The 20,883-nt window shown below is 43.6% G+C and carries 20 protein-coding genes; all 20 read left to right on the top strand.

Going from position 1 to position 20,883, the window contains the following annotated elements:
* The first annotated feature begins 359 nt into the window (after positions 1-359).
* The 20 genes from RN80_RS10075 (at position 360) to purK (ending at position 20,882) form a co-directional block, all read left to right on the top strand.
* Complete coding sequence (locus tag RN80_RS10075; RefSeq protein ID WP_253275439.1) at positions 360-1,175, top strand: GHKL domain-containing protein; 816 nt, start codon at positions 360-362, stop codon at positions 1,173-1,175.
* Positions 1,172-1,903 carry a response regulator transcription factor gene (locus tag RN80_RS01755; protein ID WP_060627295.1) on the top strand — a complete coding sequence of 244 codons (732 nt, stop codon included), beginning with the start codon at positions 1,172-1,174 and terminating at the stop codon, positions 1,901-1,903. Before RN80_RS10075 ends, RN80_RS01755 begins: the two co-directional genes overlap by 4 nt.
* A gap of 313 nt (positions 1,904-2,216) precedes the next feature.
* Complete coding sequence (locus RN80_RS01750; RefSeq protein WP_000180825.1) at positions 2,217-2,414, top strand: class IIb bacteriocin, lactobin A/cerein 7B family; 198 nt, start codon at positions 2,217-2,219, stop codon at positions 2,412-2,414.
* A 213-nt stretch (positions 2,415-2,627) separates the two neighbouring features.
* The gene (locus RN80_RS01740) at positions 2,628-2,783 is read left to right on the top strand and encodes a smi_0061 family bacteriocin-like peptide (RefSeq protein ID WP_000357248.1); all 156 of its coding nucleotides are present in this window, start codon (positions 2,628-2,630) and stop codon (positions 2,781-2,783) included.
* A 3-nt stretch (positions 2,784-2,786) separates the two neighbouring features.
* Positions 2,787-3,002 carry a bacteriocin immunity protein gene (locus RN80_RS10065; RefSeq protein WP_080550793.1) on the top strand — a complete coding sequence of 72 codons (216 nt, stop codon included), beginning with the start codon at positions 2,787-2,789 and terminating at the stop codon, positions 3,000-3,002.
* Positions 3,003-3,082: 80 nt separating this feature from the next.
* Complete coding sequence (locus tag RN80_RS01735) at positions 3,083-3,262, top strand: hypothetical protein (protein ID WP_060627294.1); 180 nt, start codon at positions 3,083-3,085, stop codon at positions 3,260-3,262.
* Positions 3,263-3,847: 585 nt separating this feature from the next.
* The gene (gene comA, locus RN80_RS01725) at positions 3,848-6,001 is read left to right on the top strand and encodes a peptide cleavage/export ABC transporter ComA (protein ID WP_060627293.1); all 2,154 of its coding nucleotides are present in this window, start codon (positions 3,848-3,850) and stop codon (positions 5,999-6,001) included.
* A 12-nt stretch (positions 6,002-6,013) separates the two neighbouring features.
* On the top strand, positions 6,014-7,363 hold the full coding sequence (gene comB / locus RN80_RS01720; protein WP_060627292.1) for a competence pheromone export protein ComB: 1,350 nt from the start codon (positions 6,014-6,016) through the stop codon (positions 7,361-7,363).
* A 170-nt stretch (positions 7,364-7,533) separates the two neighbouring features.
* The gene (gene purC / locus RN80_RS01715; RefSeq protein WP_060627291.1) at positions 7,534-8,241 is read left to right on the top strand and encodes a phosphoribosylaminoimidazolesuccinocarboxamide synthase; all 708 of its coding nucleotides are present in this window, start codon (positions 7,534-7,536) and stop codon (positions 8,239-8,241) included.
* 1 nt (position 8,242) lies between these two features.
* Positions 8,243-8,386 (top strand): phosphoribosylaminoimidazolesuccinocarboxamide synthase, encoded by a 144-nt coding sequence (locus tag RN80_RS10195; RefSeq protein WP_080998552.1) that lies wholly within the window; start codon positions 8,243-8,245, stop codon positions 8,384-8,386.
* Positions 8,387-8,441: 55 nt separating this feature from the next.
* The gene (locus RN80_RS01710) at positions 8,442-12,167 is read left to right on the top strand and encodes a phosphoribosylformylglycinamidine synthase (protein WP_060627290.1); all 3,726 of its coding nucleotides are present in this window, start codon (positions 8,442-8,444) and stop codon (positions 12,165-12,167) included.
* Positions 12,168-12,260: 93 nt separating this feature from the next.
* The gene (purF, locus tag RN80_RS01705; protein WP_060627289.1) at positions 12,261-13,703 is read left to right on the top strand and encodes an amidophosphoribosyltransferase; all 1,443 of its coding nucleotides are present in this window, start codon (positions 12,261-12,263) and stop codon (positions 13,701-13,703) included.
* Positions 13,704-13,746: 43 nt separating this feature from the next.
* Complete coding sequence (gene purM, locus RN80_RS01700; RefSeq protein WP_060627288.1) at positions 13,747-14,769, top strand: phosphoribosylformylglycinamidine cyclo-ligase; 1,023 nt, start codon at positions 13,747-13,749, stop codon at positions 14,767-14,769.
* A complete protein-coding gene (gene purN / locus RN80_RS01695; protein ID WP_060627287.1) occupies positions 14,766-15,320 on the top strand; it encodes a phosphoribosylglycinamide formyltransferase in 555 nt (184 codons plus the stop codon). The genes purM and purN overlap by 4 nt, the downstream gene beginning before the upstream one ends.
* Before the next feature lie 2 nt (positions 15,321-15,322).
* Positions 15,323-15,691 (top strand): hypothetical protein, encoded by a 369-nt coding sequence (locus tag RN80_RS01690; protein ID WP_002224354.1) that lies wholly within the window; start codon positions 15,323-15,325, stop codon positions 15,689-15,691.
* 43 nt (positions 15,692-15,734) lie between these two features.
* Positions 15,735-16,199, top strand: a complete 465-nt coding sequence (locus tag RN80_RS01685) for a GNAT family N-acetyltransferase (RefSeq protein ID WP_060627286.1) — start codon at positions 15,735-15,737, stop codon at positions 16,197-16,199.
* Between the two features lies 1 nt (position 16,200).
* Positions 16,201-17,748 carry a bifunctional phosphoribosylaminoimidazolecarboxamide formyltransferase/IMP cyclohydrolase gene (purH, locus tag RN80_RS01680; protein WP_060627285.1) on the top strand — a complete coding sequence of 516 codons (1,548 nt, stop codon included), beginning with the start codon at positions 16,201-16,203 and terminating at the stop codon, positions 17,746-17,748.
* A gap of 120 nt (positions 17,749-17,868) precedes the next feature.
* A complete protein-coding gene (gene purD, locus RN80_RS01675; RefSeq protein ID WP_060627284.1) occupies positions 17,869-19,131 on the top strand; it encodes a phosphoribosylamine--glycine ligase in 1,263 nt (420 codons plus the stop codon).
* 190 nt (positions 19,132-19,321) lie between these two features.
* On the top strand, positions 19,322-19,813 hold the full coding sequence (purE, locus tag RN80_RS01670) for a 5-(carboxyamino)imidazole ribonucleotide mutase (protein ID WP_060627283.1): 492 nt from the start codon (positions 19,322-19,324) through the stop codon (positions 19,811-19,813).
* Positions 19,800-20,882, top strand: coding sequence for a 5-(carboxyamino)imidazole ribonucleotide synthase (gene purK, locus RN80_RS01665; RefSeq protein WP_060627282.1), 1,083 nt, complete (start codon positions 19,800-19,802; stop codon positions 20,880-20,882). Before purE ends, purK begins: the two co-directional genes overlap by 14 nt.
* The last annotated feature ends 1 nt before the right edge of the window (position 20,883 follow it).

Genomic DNA, 20,883 nt, shown 5'->3' with positions numbered 1-20,883 from the left:
TATTTCATATAGGAGTTCTTATCTACTTTTACTGTATTTTTTTATTAGTATTGCACAAGGGAAAAGGGGAATCTCTTTTTCTTTCTCTGTATCTTTTTCTCTTCTTTCAAAGTATTCGTTATTTATTTTTGACAATTTGGATTCGTGTATTATCTGGTGAGCATTGTTGTTTCGTAGATTCGTTTTCTACTTTATATATATCTATATTTGATTTATTATCAATCTTTCTATGTTGTAAAATTATGAAGCGTTGGTCTTTGGATTTGGATTTATTCTTTTCAGATACTTTTAAAACCCACTATCGTAAGAGTTTTTTCATTATCCTACCTCTGACTGGATTTAGGATATTCTCTTCGTTCATGACCAATAGAAATAGTTCTTTTTACGTTCGCTTTGACACGACCATTTCTCTCCTGATTTTCATTCTCTTTTTCTCCTGGCTCTTTTATATCAGACACTTAGAGCAGGTTTATCGTGATGAGCAAACCATTCAGAGACAGGAAGAAGAAAATCGTTCCTTGCAAGGGATGGTGGACAAGCTGGGTCATCTCTATGATGAGGTTCGAGGTTTCCGTCATGATTTTGCGGGAATTGTCGCCAGTATGGAGCCTGCTATAGCTAATCAAGATATGGCTGAGGTGTCTACCATTTATCAAGATGTCTTTCTAAAGACCAATGAAAAGCTGAGGAAGGCAGATTACACAGCTTTTAATCTCCACAATATCCATGATATAGCCATTCGAAATACCTTGGCAAAAGCCATGATTGTGGCAGATAAGCAAGGAATTCATTTTAGTTTGGAGACGGTGGGGGTCGTAGAAGAGCTGGCTTTGCCGATGTTGGAGGCTATCCGTATCCTCTCTATCCTCACGACCAATGCCTTAGAGGCAGCCAGTGAGGCAGAAAATCCGCAGATTCGGGTTGCTTTGTTGGCAAGTGATAGGAGTGTCCGTTTTATCATTGAAAACACTCGTAAGAAAGAAGAACTGAATCCCAGCATTCTCAGTCAAAAGGGGTATTCGACCAAGGGAAACCACAGTGGACTGGGCTTAGCGACCTTAGAGGACATGGTTTTTCATTATGATTTAAACTTAGATACCCAGCTAGGAGAGACGACTTTTAGACAAGATTTAGAATTGCCATTTAAGGATGAGAAACGAGGGGGAGAGGAATGAGAATTTTAGTTTTGGAAGACGATAGAGTCCAGCAAGGACGGATAGAGCAGACTTTACTAGATATTGGTCGCTCTCGCAATTTAAGATTGGAAATTGATATTGCTAAAAACTATGGAGATGTTGAAAAGTATGCTCAGTATTTTGACCATTATCAACTCTATTTATTGGATTTAGAGATTGATGGAGAGCGTGAACGGGGCTTTCAGGTTGCTCAACAGGTTCGGGAGCGGGATCCTTTTACAAGCATTGTCTTTGTGTCCACGCACTCGGAGGCCTTGCCTCTAGCTTTTCGCTATCACTTGTCTGCCTTGGATTTTATTTCCAAGGATCAGCCAGAGGAAGATTACCGTCATCAGTTGGAGCGCTGTCTGGACTATGTACTGGCAGTGGACAAGAGGGAAAATATGCGTCTCTTCACCTATAGTTTTGAGGGAAGACGGGGCTTTACTCTGCCCTACCATGAGATTTTAGCCTTTGAAACCTCAGTGGAATCCCATCGTATCAAGGTCTATTATGCCAATCATTCTATCAAGACCATTTACGGCAGTCTTAAGGATATCGCTGCCAAGGCTGAAAAAGATTACTTTGTCTATGCCAATCGCAATACTTTAGTCAGTTTACAGGCCATTGAAGAGATGACTGCCACAGAAGTGACCTTGTTAGAAGGCTTGCACTTCCCCGTATCACGAACAGCCAGAAGAACCCTTAAAAAACATCTCAATGCCTAATATCTGTTAGACTTGGATGAGTTTATCAATAAGAATGTCGGAAAATTTTCTGATATTCTTATTTTTTTGACTTTTTTTCGAATAGATAAGTAAGAGGAAAAGGAAGGAGACTACGCGATGTATTTACCAATCTTATTGCCATGGTTTATCAAATGGTATTTAAAATAAATGAGATCTACCTGTTCATTTTAAATCACTTCTCAAATAGATAAGTGAGACGAAAAGGAATTCAGTAATTTATCTATTCTGGTTTTTAAAATGGTTTAAGAGCCAGAAATCGTAAACTAAAAAATAGAAATAAAGGAGAAAAAAGATGACAAATTTTGACAAAATGGAACAGAACTTTGTAGCTCTTACAGAAGAAGAGTTGATGAATGTAGATGGAGGAATTGCACCAATTATTATTGGTGGTGTAGTTATTGGTTGGAAATTAATTGGAGGTGTAGCTGCGCTTGCTACAGTTTCAGCAGGTGCGGGTATAGCTGCAGGATATTATGCTAATCGACCATAATTTTGTAGATATATATGAAATTTGTTAAATTAATGTTGAAGATTTGGCCTGAGCTTATGGTATTACTTAGTTCAATATCTTATACAATTATCAGGTTGGTAGCTGATGTGAATAAGCTACCCTTACCTACATGGTTTGATGATTTTAATATACCAACAATTTCATTGTTTTTAATGGTATTCATTTTATTATATAGAAGTAAAGGAGAAAAGAATGGATAAATTTCAAGTAGTTGATGAGAAAGATTTGCAAGTAATTGAAGGAGGAATTGAACCTATTTCGATTATATTTGGCCTAAGTGCTATTGCATTTGGCGCATTTGGGGCTGGTTACACATTTGGTTCAGATTTGGCTCGTCGTGGGCGTTAGATAATGAATAATCGCAACCTTAATCTCAATACATTGTTACCTAAACTAGCCACGATATTTCCTTTGTTGGGAATAACTCTTAATGTCGCGCTTCATGTGATTCGTACAGGTTCGTTAGTATCCTTTAATTGGCAATGGACTTTGGTTGGTTTGCTTTTCGCAGGATATTTTGGTATTTTTCGCAAAGATTTGTCAAAAAATAATCAAAGATATAAATGATGAATCTGAATCAAAGGGATTTTGTGCATGTGAATGGCAGAACTTTCCGCCATTTCTTATCAGGTAAATAGGAGTCTAACATGAAAACATTTTTATTAGGTTTTGCTGAGGGTTATTTTACCGTATCGCTCATAATCTACATCACAACGTATTTGATTTTGAAAAATCCAATCAATACCCTATTTTATCCAGAAATTTACCCTGTTTTATTTGGGCTCTTTTATCTAGGATATAAGGTCAATAAAAAGCAAGTAGAGTGAGCAGTTAAGAATGACTTGTTAGTCTGCACTGAAAATGGTTAGGGTAGAATCTAAGAATGCATCACATTGAAATTTAAAAGGAGTAACTATGAATCGTAATTTAGAACGGTGTTATCTATTCTGACTAGGAATAGGTCATACCAGAGGTGGCTTAGAAATAGCAGGGACATTAGAAATTGTAGTAATAAATAGGATGTCGTAAATGTTACTATCAATGATTTATTTGTTCCAAGATTGCCTAGGATGACAGTAAAACATCAATTTCCTTTCATACCATATTTTTAGTAGGTAGGACGTTTGTTCTGCCTATTTTTTTATCCAAAAAGTGCAGTTGGGAGGGAGATAGGGGCATTTGGGGAGGAAGTCCAGTTTTTGTTTGGGGATTGGGGTAAGATAGTTGTTATCAGATGAGTTTATACTCTTCGAAAATCAAATTCAAACCACGTCAACGTCGCCTTGCCGTATAGATGTTACTGACTTCGTCAGTTCTATCTGCAACCTCAAAACAGTGTTTTGAGCAACCTGCGGCTAGTTTCCTAGTTTGCTCTTTGATTTTCATTGAGTATTAGGAAAAAGGAGATGAATATGAAATTTGGGAAACGTCACTATCGTCCGCAGGTGGATCAGATGGACTGCGGTGTAGCTTCATTAGCCATGGTTTTTGGCTACTATGGTAGCTATTATTCTTTGGCACACTTACGAGAATTGGCCAAGACGACCATGGATGGGACGACGGCTTTGGGCTTGGTCAAGGTGGCAGAGGAGATTGGTTTTGAGACGCGGGCCATTAAGGCGGATATGACGCTCTTTGACTTGCCAGATTTGACTTTTCCTTTTGTTGCTCATGTGCTTAAGGAAGGGAAATTGCTCCACTACTATGTGGTGACTGGGCAGGATAAGGATAGCATTCATATTGCTGATCCAGATCCTGGGGTGAAGTTGACTAAACTGCCACGTGAGCGTTTTGCGGAAGAATGGACAGGAGTGACTCTTTTTATGGCACCGAGTCCAGACTATAAGCCTCATAAGGATCAAAAGAATGGTCTGCTCTCTTTTATCCCTATATTAGTGAAGCAGCGTGGCTTGATTGCTAATATCGTTTTGGCGACCCTCTTGGTGACCTTGATTAACATTGTGGGTTCTTATTATCTGCAGTCTATCATTGATACCTATGTGCCAGATCAGATGCGTTCGACGCTGGGGATTATTTCTATTGGTTTGGTCATTGTTTATATTCTCCAGCAGATCTTGTCTTATGCTCAGGAGTATCTCTTACTTGTTTTGGGGCAACGCTTGTCTATTGATGTGATTTTGTCCTATATCAAGCATGTTTTTCACCTGCCTATGTCCTTTTTTGCGACACGCAGGACAGGGGAAATCGTGTCTCGTTTCACGGATGCTAATAGTATCATCGATGCGCTGGCTTCGACCATTCTTTCGATTTTCCTAGATGTGTCAACGGTTGTCATTATTTCCCTTGTTTTATTTTCGCAAAATACCAATCTCTTTTTCATGACCTTATTGGCACTACCTATCTACACAGTGATTATCTTTGCTTTTATGAAGCCGTTTGAAAAGATGAATCGGGATACCATGGAAGCCAATGCGGTTCTGTCTTCTTCTATCATTGAGGACATCAACGGTATTGAGACTATCAAGTCCTTGACCAGTGAAAGTCAGCGTTACCAAAAAATTGACAAGGAATTTGTGGATTATCTGAAGAAATCCTTTACCTATAGTCGGGCAGAGAGTCAGCAAAAGGCTCTGAAAAAAGTTGCCCATCTCTTACTCAATGTCGGCATTCTCTGGATGGGAGCTGTTCTGGTCATGGATGGCAAGATGAGTTTGGGGCAGTTGATTACCTATAATACCTTGCTTGTTTACTTTACCAATCCTTTGGAAAATATCATCAATCTGCAAACCAAGCTTCAGACAGCGCAGGTTGCCAATAACCGTCTGAATGAGGTTTATCTGGTAGCTTCTGAGTTTGAGGAGAAGAAAACAGTTGAGGATCTGAGCTTGATGAAGGGAGAGATGACCTTCAAGCAGGTTTCCTACAAGTATGGCTATGGTCGAGATGTCTTGTCGGATATCAATTTGACCATTCCCCAAGGGTCTAAGGTGGCTTTTGTGGGGATTTCAGGGTCAGGTAAGACGACATTGGCCAAGATGATGGTTAATTTTTATGATCCAAGTCAGGGAGAGATTAGTCTGGGTGGTGTCAATCTCAATCAGATTGATAAAAAAGCCCTGCGCCAGTATATCAACTATCTGCCTCAACAGCCCTATGTCTTTAACGGAACGATTTTGGACAATCTTCTTTTGGGAGCCAAGGAGGGGACGACTCAGGAGGATATCTTGCGGGCGGTCGAATTGGCAGAGATTCGGGAGGATATCGAGCGCATGCCTCTGAATTACCAGACGGAATTGACTTCGGATGGAGCAGGGATTTCAGGTGGTCAACGTCAGAGAATCGCTCTGGCGCGTGCTCTCTTGACAGATGCGCCGGTCTTGATTTTGGATGAGGCGACCAGCAGTTTGGATATTCTGACAGAGAAGCGAATTGTCGATAATCTTATGGCTTTAGACAAGACCTTGATTTTCATTGCTCACCGCTTGACCATTGCTGAGCGGACAGAGAAGGTTGTTGTCTTGGATCAGGGCAAGATTGTTGAAGAAGGAAAGCATACTGATTTGCTTGCACAGGGTGGCTTTTACGCCCATTTGGTGAATAGCTAGAAAGAGGAGAGGATGAAACCAGAATTTTTAGAAAGTGCGGAGTTTTATAATCGTCGTTACCATAATTTTTCCAGTCGGGTGATTGTCCCCATGTCCCTTCTGCTCGTGTTTTTACTTGGCTTTGCAATATTTGCAGAGAAGGAGATGAGTTTGTCTACTAGAGCTACTATCGAACCTAGCCGTATCCTTGCAAATATCCAGTCAACTAGCAACAATCGTATTCTTGTCAATCATTTGGAAGAAAATAAGCTGGTTAAGAAGGGGGAGCTTCTTGTTCAATATCAGGAAGGGGCAGAGGGTGTCCAAGCGGAGTCTTATGCCAGTCAGTTGGACATGCTCAAGGATCAAAAAAAGCAATTGGAGTATTTGCAAAAGAGCCTGCAAGAAGGGACGGATTACTTTCCAGAGGAGGATAAGTTTGGCTACCAAGCCACCTTTCGCGACTACATCAGTCAAGCAGGCAGTCTTAGGGCTAGTACATCGCAACAAAACGAGACCATCGCGTCCCAGAATGCAGCAGCTAGCCAAACCCAAGTCGAAATCGGCAACCTCATCAGCCAAACAGAGGCTAAAATTCGCGATTACCAGACAGCTAAGTCAGCTATTGAAACAGGTGCTTCCTTGGCCAGTCAGAATCTAGCCTACTCTCTCTACCAGTCCTACAAGTCTCAGAGTGAGGAAAATCCCCAAGCTAAATTCCAGGCAGTTGCGCAAGTTGAAGCACAGCTTTCTCAGTTAGAATCCAGTCTTGCTACTTACCGTGTCCAGTATGCGGGTTCAGGTACCCAGCAAGCCTATGCGTCAGGCTTAAGCAGTCAATTGGAGTCCCTTAAATCCCAACACTTAGCAAAGGTTGGTCAGGAATTGACCCTTCTAGACCAGAAAATCTTGGAGGCAGAGTCGGGTAAGAAGGTTCAGGGGAATCTTCTAGACAAGGGGAAAATTACGGCGAGTGAGGATGGGGTTCTTCATCTTAATCCTGAGACCAGTGATTCTACCATGGTAGCAGAGGGGACTCTACTAGCCCAACTCTATCCGTCCTTGGAAAAAGAAGGGAAAGCCAAACTAACAGCTTATCTTAGTTCAAAGGATGTAGCAAGAATCAAGGTCGGTGATTCTGTTTGCTATACTACGACTCATGATGCCAAGAATCAAATTTTCCTAGATTCTACTATTACAAGTATTGATGCGACAGCTACCAAGACTGAAAAAGGGAATTTCTTTAAAATCGAGGTGGAGACTAATCTAACTTCGGAGCAGGCTGAAAAACTTCGATATGGGGTGGAAGGTCGTCTGCAGATGATTACGGGCAAGAAAAGTTATCTACGTTATTATTTGGATCAATTTTTGAACAAAGAGTAATGTTCGTGTTTTTAGAGTTAAATGATTTTAAAACTGTGAGAAATCTTTTTCTTGCAGTTTTTTTCTTTATGATTTTTGAGATTACTACGTTATTTATTCGGTTAAATTCTTGTAATTTTAGGTTTTTTATGGTAGAATGTGCTCAAGTAATACGAAAGGCGAACTTTAAAATGTCAAAACAATTGATCTATTCGGGAAAAGCTAAAGATATCTATACAACTGAGGATGAAAATCTTATTATTTCAACTTACAAGGACCAGGCGACTGCTTTCAATGGTGTTAAGAAGGAGCAGATTGCAGGTAAGGGAGTGTTGAATAATCAGATTTCATCTTTTATTTTTGAGAAATTAAATGCGGCTGGTGTGGCGACTCACTTTGTGGAGAAGCTTTCAGACACGGAACAACTCAATAAAAAGGTTAAGATTATTCCTTTGGAAGTCGTGCTCCGCAACTATACTGCTGGTTCCTTTTCAAAACGTTTTGGTGTAGACGAAGGTATCGCATTTGAGACTCCGATTGTCGAATTTTACTATAAAAATGATGATTTGGATGATCCCTTTATCAATGATGAGCATGTGAAATTCCTACAGATTGCGGATGACCAGCAGATTGCTTACTTGAAGGAAGAAACCCGTCGTATCAATGAACTTTTGAAGGCCTGGTTTGCTGAGATTGGTTTGAAATTGATTGACTTTAAGTTAGAGTTCGGTTTTGATAAGGATGGCAAGATTATCTTGGCAGATGAATTTTCACCAGATAACTGTCGCTTGTGGGATGCGGATGGCAACCACATGGATAAGGATGTTTTCCGCCGTGGTTTGGGTGAATTGACCGACGTATACGAGATTGTCTGGGAAAAGTTGCAGGGGTTGAAATAATCTGTTTGCAACGGAAAACCTTCGTCTCTCAACTAAAAGGACTCAGGCTGAAAAGGTCCCCCAGACCTTTTCACTCTGTAGGGGATTGGTAGAACTAACAGATGTTTATGAGATTGTCTGGGAAAAGTTGCAGGAATTGAAATAACAACCTCAAGGTCGTTGGGAACATTGTAAGAGCTGAAATAAAGGAATAAGGATTGATGGATAAACGTATTTTTGTTGAAAAAAAGGCTGATTTTCAGGTCAAGTCAGAGAGTTTGGTTAGAGAACTCCAGCATAACTTGGGACTTTCAAGCTTGAAAAGTATTCGCATCGTGCAAGTTTATGATGTATTTGACTTGGCAGAGGACCTGTTTGCACCTGCAGAGAAACACATTTTCTCTGAGCAGGTGACAGACCATGTTTTGGACGAAGCGGCTGTGCAGGCGGATCTTGCCAACTATGCTTTCTTTGCGATTGAAAGCCTACCAGGGCAGTTTGACCAGCGTGCAGCATCTTCACAGGAAGCCTTGCTTTTACTAGGAAGTTCGAGTGATGTAACGGTTAATACTGCTCAACTTTACTTGGTCAATAAAGATATTGACGCGACGGAGTTAGAAGCAGTCAAAAACTACTTGCTTAATCCAGTTGATTCTCGTTTCAAGGATATCACGACAGGGATTGCCAAGCAGGAATTTTCAGAGTCAGACAAGACTATTCCGAAATTGACTTTCTTTGAAAGCTATACAGCAGAAGATTTTGCCCGCTACAAAGCCGAGCAAGGGATGGCAATGGAAGTGGATGATTTGCTCTTTATCCAAGACTACTTCAAGTCAATCGGGCGCGTGCCGACTGAGACGGAACTCAAGGTTTTGGACACTTACTGGTCTGACCACTGTCGTCATACGACTTTTGAGACACAGTTGAAACACATCGACTTTTCAGCTTCTAAATTCCAAAAACAATTGCAGTCAACCTATGACAAGTATATTGCTATGCGCGATGAGTTGGGGCGTTCTGAAAAACCACAAACCTTGATGGATATGGCAACTATTTTCGGTCGTTATGAGCGTGCTAATGGGCGGTTGGACGATATGGAAGTGTCAGACGAGATTAACGCTTGCTCTGTTGAAATTGAAGTGGACGTTAATGGTGTGAAAGAGCCATGGCTCCTCATGTTCAAAAATGAAACCCACAACCACCCAACTGAGATTGAACCATTTGGTGGGGCTGCTACCTGTATCGGTGGAGCCATTCGTGATCCATTGTCAGGTCGCTCGTATGTCTACCAAGCCATGCGTATCTCGGGTGCTGGAGATATTACCACACCGATTTCGGAAACGCGTGCTGGTAAATTGCCACAACAGGTTATTTCTAAAACAGCGGCTCATGGTTATTCTTCATATGGTAACCAGATTGGGCTTGCGACGACCTACGTTCGTGAGTATTTCCACCCAGGCTTTGTAGCTAAGCGTATGGAGTTAGGCGCAGTTGTCGGTGCAGCTCCTAAGGGCAATGTTGTTCGTGAAAAACCGGAAGCGGGCGATGTGATTATTCTCCTCGGTGGGAAGACTGGACGTGATGGTGTCGGTGGTGCGACAGGCTCTTCTAAGGTTCAAACAGTTGAGTCTGTAGAGACTGCTGGAGCTGAGGTTCAAAAAGGGAATGCCATCGAAGAACGTAAGATTCAACGTCTTTTCCGTAATGGCAATGTCACTCGTCTTATCAAGAAATCTAACGACTTTGGTGCTGGTGGAGTTTGTGTGGCTATCGGTGAATTGGCAGACGGTCTTGAAATCGACCTCAACAAGGTGCCTCTTAAATACCAAGGCTTGAATGGTACCGAAATTGCCATCTCTGAATCACAAGAACGGATGGCGGTTGTGGTGCGTCCTGAAGATGTGGATGCCTTTGTTGAAGAATGTAACAAAGAGAATATTGATGCTGTTGTCGTGGCGACAGTGACGGAAAAACCAAATCTAGTCATGCACTGGAATGGTGAAACCATTGTCGACTTGGAACGTCGTTTCCTTGACACCAATGGTGTGCGCGTGGTCGTCGATGCCAAAGTTGTGGACAAGGATGTCACACTCCCAGAAGAACGTCAAACATCTGCTGACACACTTGAAGCAGATACCCTTACGGTTCTATCTGACCTCAACCATGCGAGTCAAAAAGGATTACAGACTATCTTTGACTGCTCTGTTGGACGCTCAACGATTAATCACCCACTTGGCGGTCGATATCAACTCACTCCAACTGAGGCATCTGTACAGAAATTGCCAGTTCAACACGGTGTGACTCATACTGCTTCAGTCATTGCTCAAGGTTTCAACCCATATGTAGCTGAATGGTCTCCATACCACGGTGCTGCTTATGCGGTGATCGAAGCGACTGCTCGTTTGGTAGCTGCTGGTGCAAACTGGTCTAAGGCTCGCTTCTCTTACCAAGAGTATTTCGAGCGCATGGATAAACAAGCTGAGCGTTTTGGTCAGCCAGTAGCAGCTCTCCTAGGCTCTATCGAGGCACAAATTCAGCTTGGTTTGCCATCTATCGGTGGTAAGGACTCCATGTCTGGTACCTTTGAAGAACTGACGGTGCCACCAACCTTGGTTGCCTTTGGGGTGACGACGGCAGATAGCCGTAAGGTCCTCTCTCCAGAGTTCAAAACTGCTGGTGAAAACATCTATTACATCCCCGGTCAAGCCCTTTCAGTAGAGATTGATTTTGACTTGATTAAGTCTAACTTTGCTCAGTTTGAAGCCCTTAAAAAGGCTCACAAAGTAACAGCAGCTTCAGCTGTTAAATACGGCGGTGTGGTTGAAAGTTTGGCTCTAGCTACCTTTGGAAATCATATTGGTGCAGAGGTAATCTTGCCTGAACTTGAAAGTTCTTTGACAGCACAATTGGGCGGATTTGTTTTCACCTCTCCTGAAGAAATTACTGGAGTAGAGAAGATTGGACAAACAAAAGAAGACTTTACACTGACTGTCAATGGTGTGAAGCTAGATGGAAACAAACTTGACAGTGCCTTCCAAGGAAAACTGGAAGAAGTTTACCCAACAGAATTTGCCCAAGCCAAAGAACTAGCTGAAGTACCAGCTGTGGCATCAGATGTTGTGATTAAAGCAAAAGAAAAGGTTGAAAAACCTGTGGTTTATATCCCAGTCTTCCCGGGCACCAACTCGGAATATGACTCAGCCAAGGCCTTCGAAAAAGAAGGTGCAGAGGTCAACTTGGTGCCATTTGTGACCTTGAATGAAGAGGCTATTGTCAAGTCAGTTGAAACCATGGTTGACAACATCGGCAAGGCTAACATTCTCTTCTTTGCAGGTGGTTTCTCAGCTGCGGACGAGCCAGATGGTTCAGCTAAGTTTATCGTCAACATCCTGCTCAATGAAAAAGTCCGTGTGGCTATTGATAGCTTTATCGCCCGTGGTGGCTTGATTATCGGTATCTGTAATGGATTCCAGGCCTTGGTCAAATCAGGTCTTCTTCCCTACGGGAACTTTGAAGATGCCAAAAGTACGAGCCCAACCCTCTTCTACAATGATGCCAACCAACACGTGGCCAAGATGGTAGAAACTCGCATTGCCAATACCAACTCACCATGGTTAGCTGCGGTGCAAGTGGGCGATATCCACGCTATTCCTGTTTCACACGGTGAAGGGAAATTTGTCGTGACGGCTGAGGAATTTGCGGAACTCCGTGACAATGGACAAATTTTCAGCCAATACGTGGACTTCGAAGGCAAACCAAGTATGGATTCTAAGTACAATCCAAATGGTTCTGTAAATGCTATAGAGGGAATTACTAGCAAGAACGGCCAAATCATTGGTAAAATGGGACACTCAGAACGTTATGAGGATGGTCTTTTCCAAAATATCCCAGGAAATAAAGACCAGCACCTGTTTACGTCGGCGGTTAAATACTTTACTGGAAAATAAGACTTACAGATTTTCTAATAGATAGTATCAGTAATGTAAAAGTCATGTAGATTTAGCTCTTGGTGCTACACAAATAAAAATTAGGTATATAAAATGACATACGAAGTAAAATCTCTTAATGAAGAATGTGGTGTTTTCGGTATCTGGGGACATCCAGATGCTGCTAAATTGACCTATTTTGGACTCCACAGTCTTCAGCACCGTGGTCAAGAGGGGGCAGGAATCCTCTCCAATGACCAAGGGAAACTACAGCGGCATCGCGATATGGGTCTTCTATCAGAAGTCTTCAGAAATCCTGCTAACTTAGATAAATTGACAGGAGCTGGTGCGATTGGGCATGTTCGTTACGCGACTGCTGGCGAAGCTTCTGTAGATAACATTCAGCCCTTCCTCTTCCGTTTTCACGATATGCAGTTTGGATTGGCTCATAATGGAAATCTGACCAATGCAGCCTCTCTCAAGAAAGAACTGGAACAAAGAGGAGCGATTTTCAGCGCGACTTCGGACTCAGAAATCTTGGCTCACCTCATTCGTCGCAGTCACAATCCGAACTTGATGGGCAAAATCAAGGAAGCGCTCAGCCTTGTCAAAGGTGGTTTTGCCTATATCTTGCTGTTTGAGGACAAGTTGATTGCGGCTCTTGACCCCAATGGTTTCCGTCCACTTTCTATCGGGAAAATGGCCAACGGAGCGGTGGTGGTTTCCTCTGAAACCTGTGCTTTTGAGGTTATTGGTGCTGAATGGATTCGTGATTTGAAGCCAGGTGAGATTGTGATCATTGATGACAAGGGCATCCAGTATGATAGCTATACAGATGATACTCAGTTAGCAATCTGTTCCATGGAGTATATCTACTTTGCTCGCCCTGATTCTAATATTCATGGTGTCAATGTCCATACGGCTCGTAAACGTATGGGTGCCCAATTGGCGCGTGAATTCAAGCATGAGGCAGATATTGTGGTAGGTGTGCCCAATTCTTCCCTCAGCGCGGCTATGGGATTTGCGGAAGAATCTGGGCTACCAAATGAAATGGGCCTTATCAAGAACCAATACACCCAACGGACCTTTATCCAACCGACTCAAGAATTGCGGGAGCAAGGGGTGCGGATGAAACTATCTGCTGTTTCTGGTGTTGTAAAAGGCAAGCGTGTGGTTATGATTGATGACTCTATTGTACGTGGAACAACCTCTCGTCGTATCGTTCAGCTCTTGAAAGAAGCGGGTGCAACTGAGGTTCACGTGGCTATTGGCAGTCCAGCGCTAGCTTATCCATGTTTCTACGGGATTGATATCCAGACCCGTCAGGAACTGATTGCGGCCAATCATACGGTTGAAGAAACTCGCCAAATCATTGGTGCGGACAGTCTGACCTATCTGTCTGTTGAAGGTTTGATTGAGTCAATTGGTATTGAAACGGATGCGCCAAATGGTGGTCTATGTGTCGCTTACTTTGACGGTGACTACCCAACACCTCTCTATGACTATGAGGAAGACTATCGTCGAAGTTTGGAAGAAAAGACCAGTTTTTACAAATAGACGGATAAAGATTCTCCATTAAAGGAAAGGAAGAGGAGACAAAATGACAAATAAGAATGCTTATGCCCAGTCGGGTGTAGATGTTGAAGCGGGTTATGAAGTTGTTGAACGAATCAAAAAGCACGTGGCACGTACGGAGCGTGCAGGTGTCATGGGAGCTCTGGGTGGCTTTGGTGGTATGTTTGACCTTTCAAAGACTGGGGTTAAAGAACCCGTCTTGATTTCAGGAACTGATGGTGTCGGAACCAAGCTCATGCTGGCTATCAAGTACGACAAGCACGATACCATCGGTCAGGACTGTGTGGCCATGTGTGTCAATGATATCATCGCTACAGGTGCGGAGCCCCTCTATTTCCTTGACTACGTCGCAACTGGCAAGAATGAACCAGCTAAGCTAGAACAAGTAGTCGCTGGTGTGGCAGAAGGTTGTGTAAAGGCAGGTGCCGCCCTCATTGGTGGAGAAACGGCTGAAATGCCTGGTATGTATGGTGCAGATGACTATGACTTGGCTGGTTTTGCAGTCGGTGTGGCTGAAAAATCTCAAATTATTGACGGCTCCAAGGTGGCAGAAGGAGATGTTCTTCTTGGACTTGCTTCAAGTGGGATTCACTCCAATGGTTACTCTCTGGTTCGTCGTGTCTTTGCAGACTACACAGGTGAGGAAGTTTTGCCAGAATTGGAAGGCAAGAAACTCAAGGAAGTTTTGCTTGAGCCGACTCGTATCTATGTCAAGGCTGTTTTGCCACTTATCAAGGAAGGCTTGGTCAACGGTATTGCCCACATCACAGGTGGTGGCTTCATTGAGAATGTCCCTCGTATGTTTGCAGCTGACCTAGCAGCTGAGATTGAAGAAAGCAAGGTACCAGTTTTGCCAATCTTCAAAGCCCTTGAAAAATACGGTGAAATCAAGCATGAAGAAATGTTTGAAATCTTCAATATGGGTGTGGGGCTCATGTTGGCTGTCAGCCCTGAAAATGTAGAGCGTGTCAAAGAATTATTGGATGAACCAGTCTATGAAATTGGTCGCATCGTCAAGAAAGAAAACGAAAGTGTCATCATCAAATGAAAAAAATAGCGGTTTTTGCCTCTGGTAATGGCTCAAATTTTCAGGTGATTGCTGAAGAGTTTCCGGTGGAGTTTGTCTTTTCAGACCATCGTGACGCTTATGTGCTCGAGCGGGCGGACAGGCTCGGCGTTCTGTCCTATGCTTTTGAACTCAAAGAGTTTGAGAGTAAGGCAGACTACGAAGCAGCCCTTGTCGAACTTTTGGAAGAACACCAGATTGACTTGGTTTGCCTAGCAGGCTACATGAAAATCGTTGGGCCAACCTTATTGGCGGCTTATGAAGGTCGGATTATCAACATTCATCCAGCCTACCTGCCAGAGTTTCCAGGAGCTCATGGGATTGAGGATGCTTGGAATGCTGGAGTTGCTGAGAGCGGCGTGACCATTCATTGGGTGGATTCAGGTGTGGATACAGGAAAGATTATCAAACAAGTGCGTGTGCCACGGCTTGAAGGGGATACCCTAGATACTTTCGAGACTCGCATACACGAAACAGAGTACAAACTGTATCCAGAATTGTTGGATATTTTGGGAGTGGAGAGGAAGAAATGATTATGGACCAATACTATATGGAGTTAAAGAATAAGTTATCTAACAGACCAATCCTACTGGATAATACTAATGATTTTCTTTTTGTTTTAGTAAATACAGTGAAAGCTATGATAGAAAATACTGATAAAAGTCAGCTTTCAGAGTTAGATAAAATTTTAGACGGTGTCACAAGTCAAGAATTGAAACTTGCCTATGATTTTTGTCAAGGGAAATTCGGTCAAGCAGGTTTTTCTTATCGTAGGCACCCGAATTATTTTTATTTGTCCAGTTTAATTGCGACTTTTCCAGAATTTGAGTTGTCTAAAGCAGACCGAGATTACCTCAAAGGAATCATAAATTTTGATAACTACCTTTTATATGAGTTAGATTAGTCTTTAATCACCTCAAAACCCTATTTATTCAAAAGGAGAAAAAATGATTGAACTGAAATTAGTAGATGAGAGCAGTTTTCAGGCAGTGCTGGATTTGAAAATATCTGAAGCTGATGAACGAGCACGTTTCGTGGCTCCAAATGTACGCTCTTTAGCTGATGCATGGCTCTACCGGAAAAACGAAGATGTGTTTCCGATGGCGATCTATTGGGATAAGCAAGTGGTTGGCTTTCTCCTGCTGGAAATAGACAAGGATGAAGCGGAATACTTTATCTGGCGGATAATGATTGGCCAACAGTACCAAGGAAGAGGTTATGGACGAAAAGCTGTGGAAGTTCTGATCAAAAAGGCTCAGATGGATAGCACTTGCAATCATATTATCGCAGATTATGTGGTTGGAAATGAAAAAATGAAGCACCTGTTGACTAGTTTGGGTTTTCAGGAAACAGGATTTATAGAAGAAAATAACGAAGTCGCTATGCGCTTGGACCTAAAGAAAGAGGAATAGAATGACGAAAAAAGCTTTAATCAGCGTCTCAGATAAAGCGGGCATTGTTGAATTTGCCCAAGAACTCAAAAAACTTGGTTGGGAGATTATCTCGACAGGTGGGACCAAGGTTGCCCTTGATAATGCTGGGGTGAAGACCATTGCCATCGATGATGTGACTGGTTTTCCAGAGATGATGGATGGCCGTGTCAAGACCCTTCATCCAAATATCCACGGGGGACTTTTGGCTCGTCGTGACTTGGATAGTCACTTGGAAGCAGCTAAGGAGAACCAGATTGAGCTCATTGATCTTGTTGTGGTAAACCTTTACCCATTTAAGGAAACCATCCTCAAACCAGACGTGATTTACGCTGATGCGGTGGAGAATATCGATATCGGCGGGCCATCTATGCTTCGTTCAGCAGCGAAAAATCATGCCAGTGTTACAGTTGTGGTAGATCCTGCTGACTACGCTGTGGTTTTGGACGAGTTGTCAGCCAATGGTGAAACGACTTATGAAACTCGCCAACGTTTGGCAGCCAAGGTTTTCCGTCATACAGCGGCTTATGACGCCTTGATTGCAGAGTATTTCACAGCTCAAGTGGGGGAAAGCAAACCTGAAAAGCTCACTTTGACCTATGACCTCAAACAAGCTATGCGTTACGGTGAGAACCCTCAACAAGACGCGGACTTCTACCAAAAAGCCTTGCCGACTGACTACTCGATTGCTTCAGCGAAACAGCTCAACGGGAAAGAATTGTCATTTAATAATATCCGTGACGCTGATGCGGCCATTCGTATCATCCGTGATTTTAAAGACCGTCCAACCGTTGTGGCTCTCAAACACATGAACCCATGTGGAATTGGTCAAGCTGATGATATCGAAACAGCTTGGGACTACGCTTATGAGTCTGACCCAGTTTCTATCTTTGGTGGTATCGTCGTTCTCAACCGTGAGGTGGATGCTGCGACAGCTGAGAAGATGCACGGCGTTTTCCTTGAAATCATTATCGCACCAAGCTATACCGATGAGGCGCTAGCCATTTTGACCAATAAAAAGAAAAACTTGCGTATCCTTTCCTTGCCATTTGATGCTCAAGAGGCTAGCGAAGTGGAAGCAGAATACACAGGCGTAGTAGGTGGACTTCTGGTGCAAAACCAAGACGTGGTCAAGGAAAGCCCAGCTGACTGGCAAGTGGTGACCAAACGCCAACCAACTGAGACAGAAGCGACAGCTCTTGAGTTTGCTTGGAAGGCTATCAAGTATGTCAAATCAAACGGTATCATCGTGACCAACGACCATATGACACTTGGTGTTGGCCCAGGTCAAACCAATCGTGTGGCTTCAGTCCGTATTGCCATTGACCAAGCTAAAGACCGTCTGGACGGCGCTGTGCTTGCTTCTGATGCCTTCTTCCCATTTGCGGATAACGTGGAAGAAATCGCCAAAGCAGGTATCAAGGCCATCATCCAGCCAGGTGGGTCTGTCCGTGACCAAGAGTCTATCGAAGCTGCGGATAAATATGGCTTGACTATGGTCTTTACAGGCGTGAGACATTTTAGACATTAAGAAGGTAAAGGGAAGAAAACAGTTTCTTTCCTTTTTTGCGTAAAAACGCGGAGTGAAACAAGATTAAAACGAACGTTTGTGGTATAATATTAGTAAATAATTCGCAAAAGAGGTTGAGGAATGAAGCTGTTAGTTGTCGGTTCGGGTGGTCGTGAACATGCGATTGCTAAGAAATTGCTTGAGTCAAAAGAAGTAGAAAAGGTTTTTGTTGCTCCTGGGAATGATGGGATGACTCTGGATGGTTTGGAATTGGTAAATATCTCTATTTCCGAACATTCTAAATTGATTGAGTTTGCAAAAGCCAATGATATCGCTTGGTCCTTTATCGGGCCAGATGACGCTCTTGCGGCTGGGATTGTGGATGATTTTAACAAAGCTGGGCTCAAAGCCTTTGGTCCGACAAGATTGGCAGCAGAGCTGGAGTGGTCCAAGGATTTTGCCAAGGAAATCATGGTCAAATACGACGTTCCGACAGCAGCCTACGGCACATTTTCAGATTTTGAGGAAGCCAAGGCTTATATCGAGGAGAAAGACGCTCCTATCGTCGTTAAGGCAGATGGTTTGGCACTTGGGAAGGGTGTCGTCGTTGCCGAGACGGTTGAGCAAGCAGTAGAAGCCGCTCACGAGATGCTCTTAGACAATAAATTCGGTGATTCAGGTGCGCGTGTGGTTATCGAGGAATTCCTTGACGGGGAGGAGTTCTCTCTCTTTGCCTTTGTCAATGGTGACAAGTTCTACATCATGCCAACGGCTCAGGACCACAAACGTGCCTACGATGGCGATAAGGGTCCTAACACGGGAGGTATGGGTGCCTATGCACCAGTTCCTCACTTGCCACAGAGTGTAGTTGATACAGCGGTGGAGACTATTGTCAAGCTAGTCCTAGAGGGCATGATCCAAGAAGGGCGTCCATATCTGGGAGTTCTTTACGCAGGGCTTATCTTGACAGCTGATGGACCTAAGGTCATCGAGTTTAATGCTCGCTTCGGAGATCCAGAAACTCAGATTATCTTGCCTCGTCTGACCTCTGATTTTGCCCAAAATATCACAGATATTCTGGATAGCAAGGAGCCAAACATCACCTGGACGGACAAGGGTGTGACTCTGGGTGTGGTTGTCGCATCCAATGGTTATCCGCTAGACTATGAAAAAGGTGTCAAGTTGCCAGCCAAGACAGAAGGCGACATTATCACCTATTATGCAGGGGCTAAGTTTGCGGAAAATAGCAGAGCACTGCTATCAAACGGTGGACGTGTTTATATGCTAGTTACCACAGCAGACACCGTCAAAGAAGCCCAAAACACCATCTACAGCCAACTCGACAAACAAAACACAGAAGGGCTCTTCTACCGAACCGATATCGGAAGCAAGGCGATTAAGTAAAGATATAAGAATAACGCGACGAAGTCGCCAAATACGATAATGGTCGCCGTGGTGAAAAGACCAGAACAGTGAATGTTCTGGTCGGGGGAAACTTTGAGACCTTAGGCTCCAAGTTTAGGAATGAAACCGAAGGTTTGCTTCCGTCCCCACCACCTAAGACCATTATCAAAAAAGAAGAAAAGGAAAAATTATGACTAAACCAGTAATTTCCATCATCATGGGCTCAAAATCCGACTGGGCAACCATGAAAAAAACAGCAGAAGTCCTAGACCGCTTCGGTGTAGCTTACGAAAAGAAGGTTGTCTCTGCCCATCGCACACCTGACCTTATGTTCAAGCATGCCGAAGAAGCGCGTAGTCGTGGTATCAAGGTCATCATCGCAGGTGCAGGTGGCGCAGCTCATTTGCCAGGTATGGTCGCAGCTAAAACAACCCTTCCAGTCATTGGTGTGCCCGTAAAATCGCGTGCCCTTAGTGGTGTGGACTCGCTCTACTCTATCGTCCAGATGCCAGGTGGAGTGCCTGTCGCAACTATGGCTATCGGTGAAGCAGGTGCGACCAATGCGGCTCTCTTCGCCCTTCGTCTCCTATCAGTAGAGGATCAGTCTATCGCGACAGCACTGGCAGATTTCGCAGAGGAGCAAGGAAAAATCGCAGAGGAGTCGTCAAATGAGCTCATCTAAAACAATCGGAATTATCGGTGGCGGCCAGCTGGGTCAAATGATGGCCATTTCTGCTATCTACATGGGCCACAAGGTTATCGCGCTGGATCCTGCGGCTGATTGCCCAGCCTCTCGCGTGGCGGAAATCATTGTGGCGCCTTATAATGACGTGGCTGCTCTGCGTCAGTTGGCTGAGCGTTGCGATGTCCTCACCTATGAGTTTGAAAATGTCGATGCTGACGGTTTGGATGCTGTCATCAAGGATGGTCAACTTCCTCAAGGAACCGACCTCCTTCGCATCTCCCAAAATCGGATTTTTGAAAAGGACTTTCTCTCAAATAAGGCTCAAGTCACTGTAGCACCATACAAGGTTGTGAATTCTAGCCAAGACTTGGCGGAGATTGATCTGTCCAAAAACTATGTCCTCAAGACGGCGACTGGTGGCTACGATGGGCATGGGCAAAAGGTCATTCGCTCGGCAGAGGACTTGGAAGAAGCTTATGCGCTAGCGGATTCAGCAGACTGTGTCTTGGAAGAATTTGTCAACTTTGACCTCGAAATTTCCGTCATCGTGTCAGGAAATGGCAAGGACGTGACAGTTTTCCCAGTTCAGGAAAATATCCACCGAAACAACATTCTGTCTAAGACCATTGTGCCAGCCCGCATTTCTGAGAGTCTAGCTGACAAGGCTAAAGCTATGGCAGTGCGAATCGCTGAACAGCTCAACCTGTCTGGAACCCTTTGCGTGGAAATGTTTGCGACAGCTGACGACATCATTGTCAACGAGATTGCTCCACGTCCACACAACTCGGGCCACTACTCGATTGAAGCCTGCGACTTCTCCCAATTTGATACCCATATTCTAGGTGTTCTGGGGGCACCATTGCCAGCCATCAAACTACATGCACCAGCAGTCATGCTCAATGTCCTCGGCCAGCATGTCGAAGCTGCTGAAAAATATGTCACAGAAAATCCAAGCGCCCACCTCCACATGTATGGTAAAATAGAAGCGAAGCACAACCGCAAGATGGGACATGTGACTTTGTTTAGTAATGTGCCAGATGAGTTTGGGAAAGGGATTGATTTTTAGG

This window comes from Streptococcus mitis, from assembly GCF_001281025.1.
GTDB classification, from domain to species: Bacteria; Bacillota; Bacilli; order Lactobacillales; family Streptococcaceae; genus Streptococcus; species Streptococcus mitis_AK.
The sequence above is the reverse complement of the archived record's forward strand: the minus strand, read 5'-3'. Positions and strand labels throughout refer to the sequence as shown.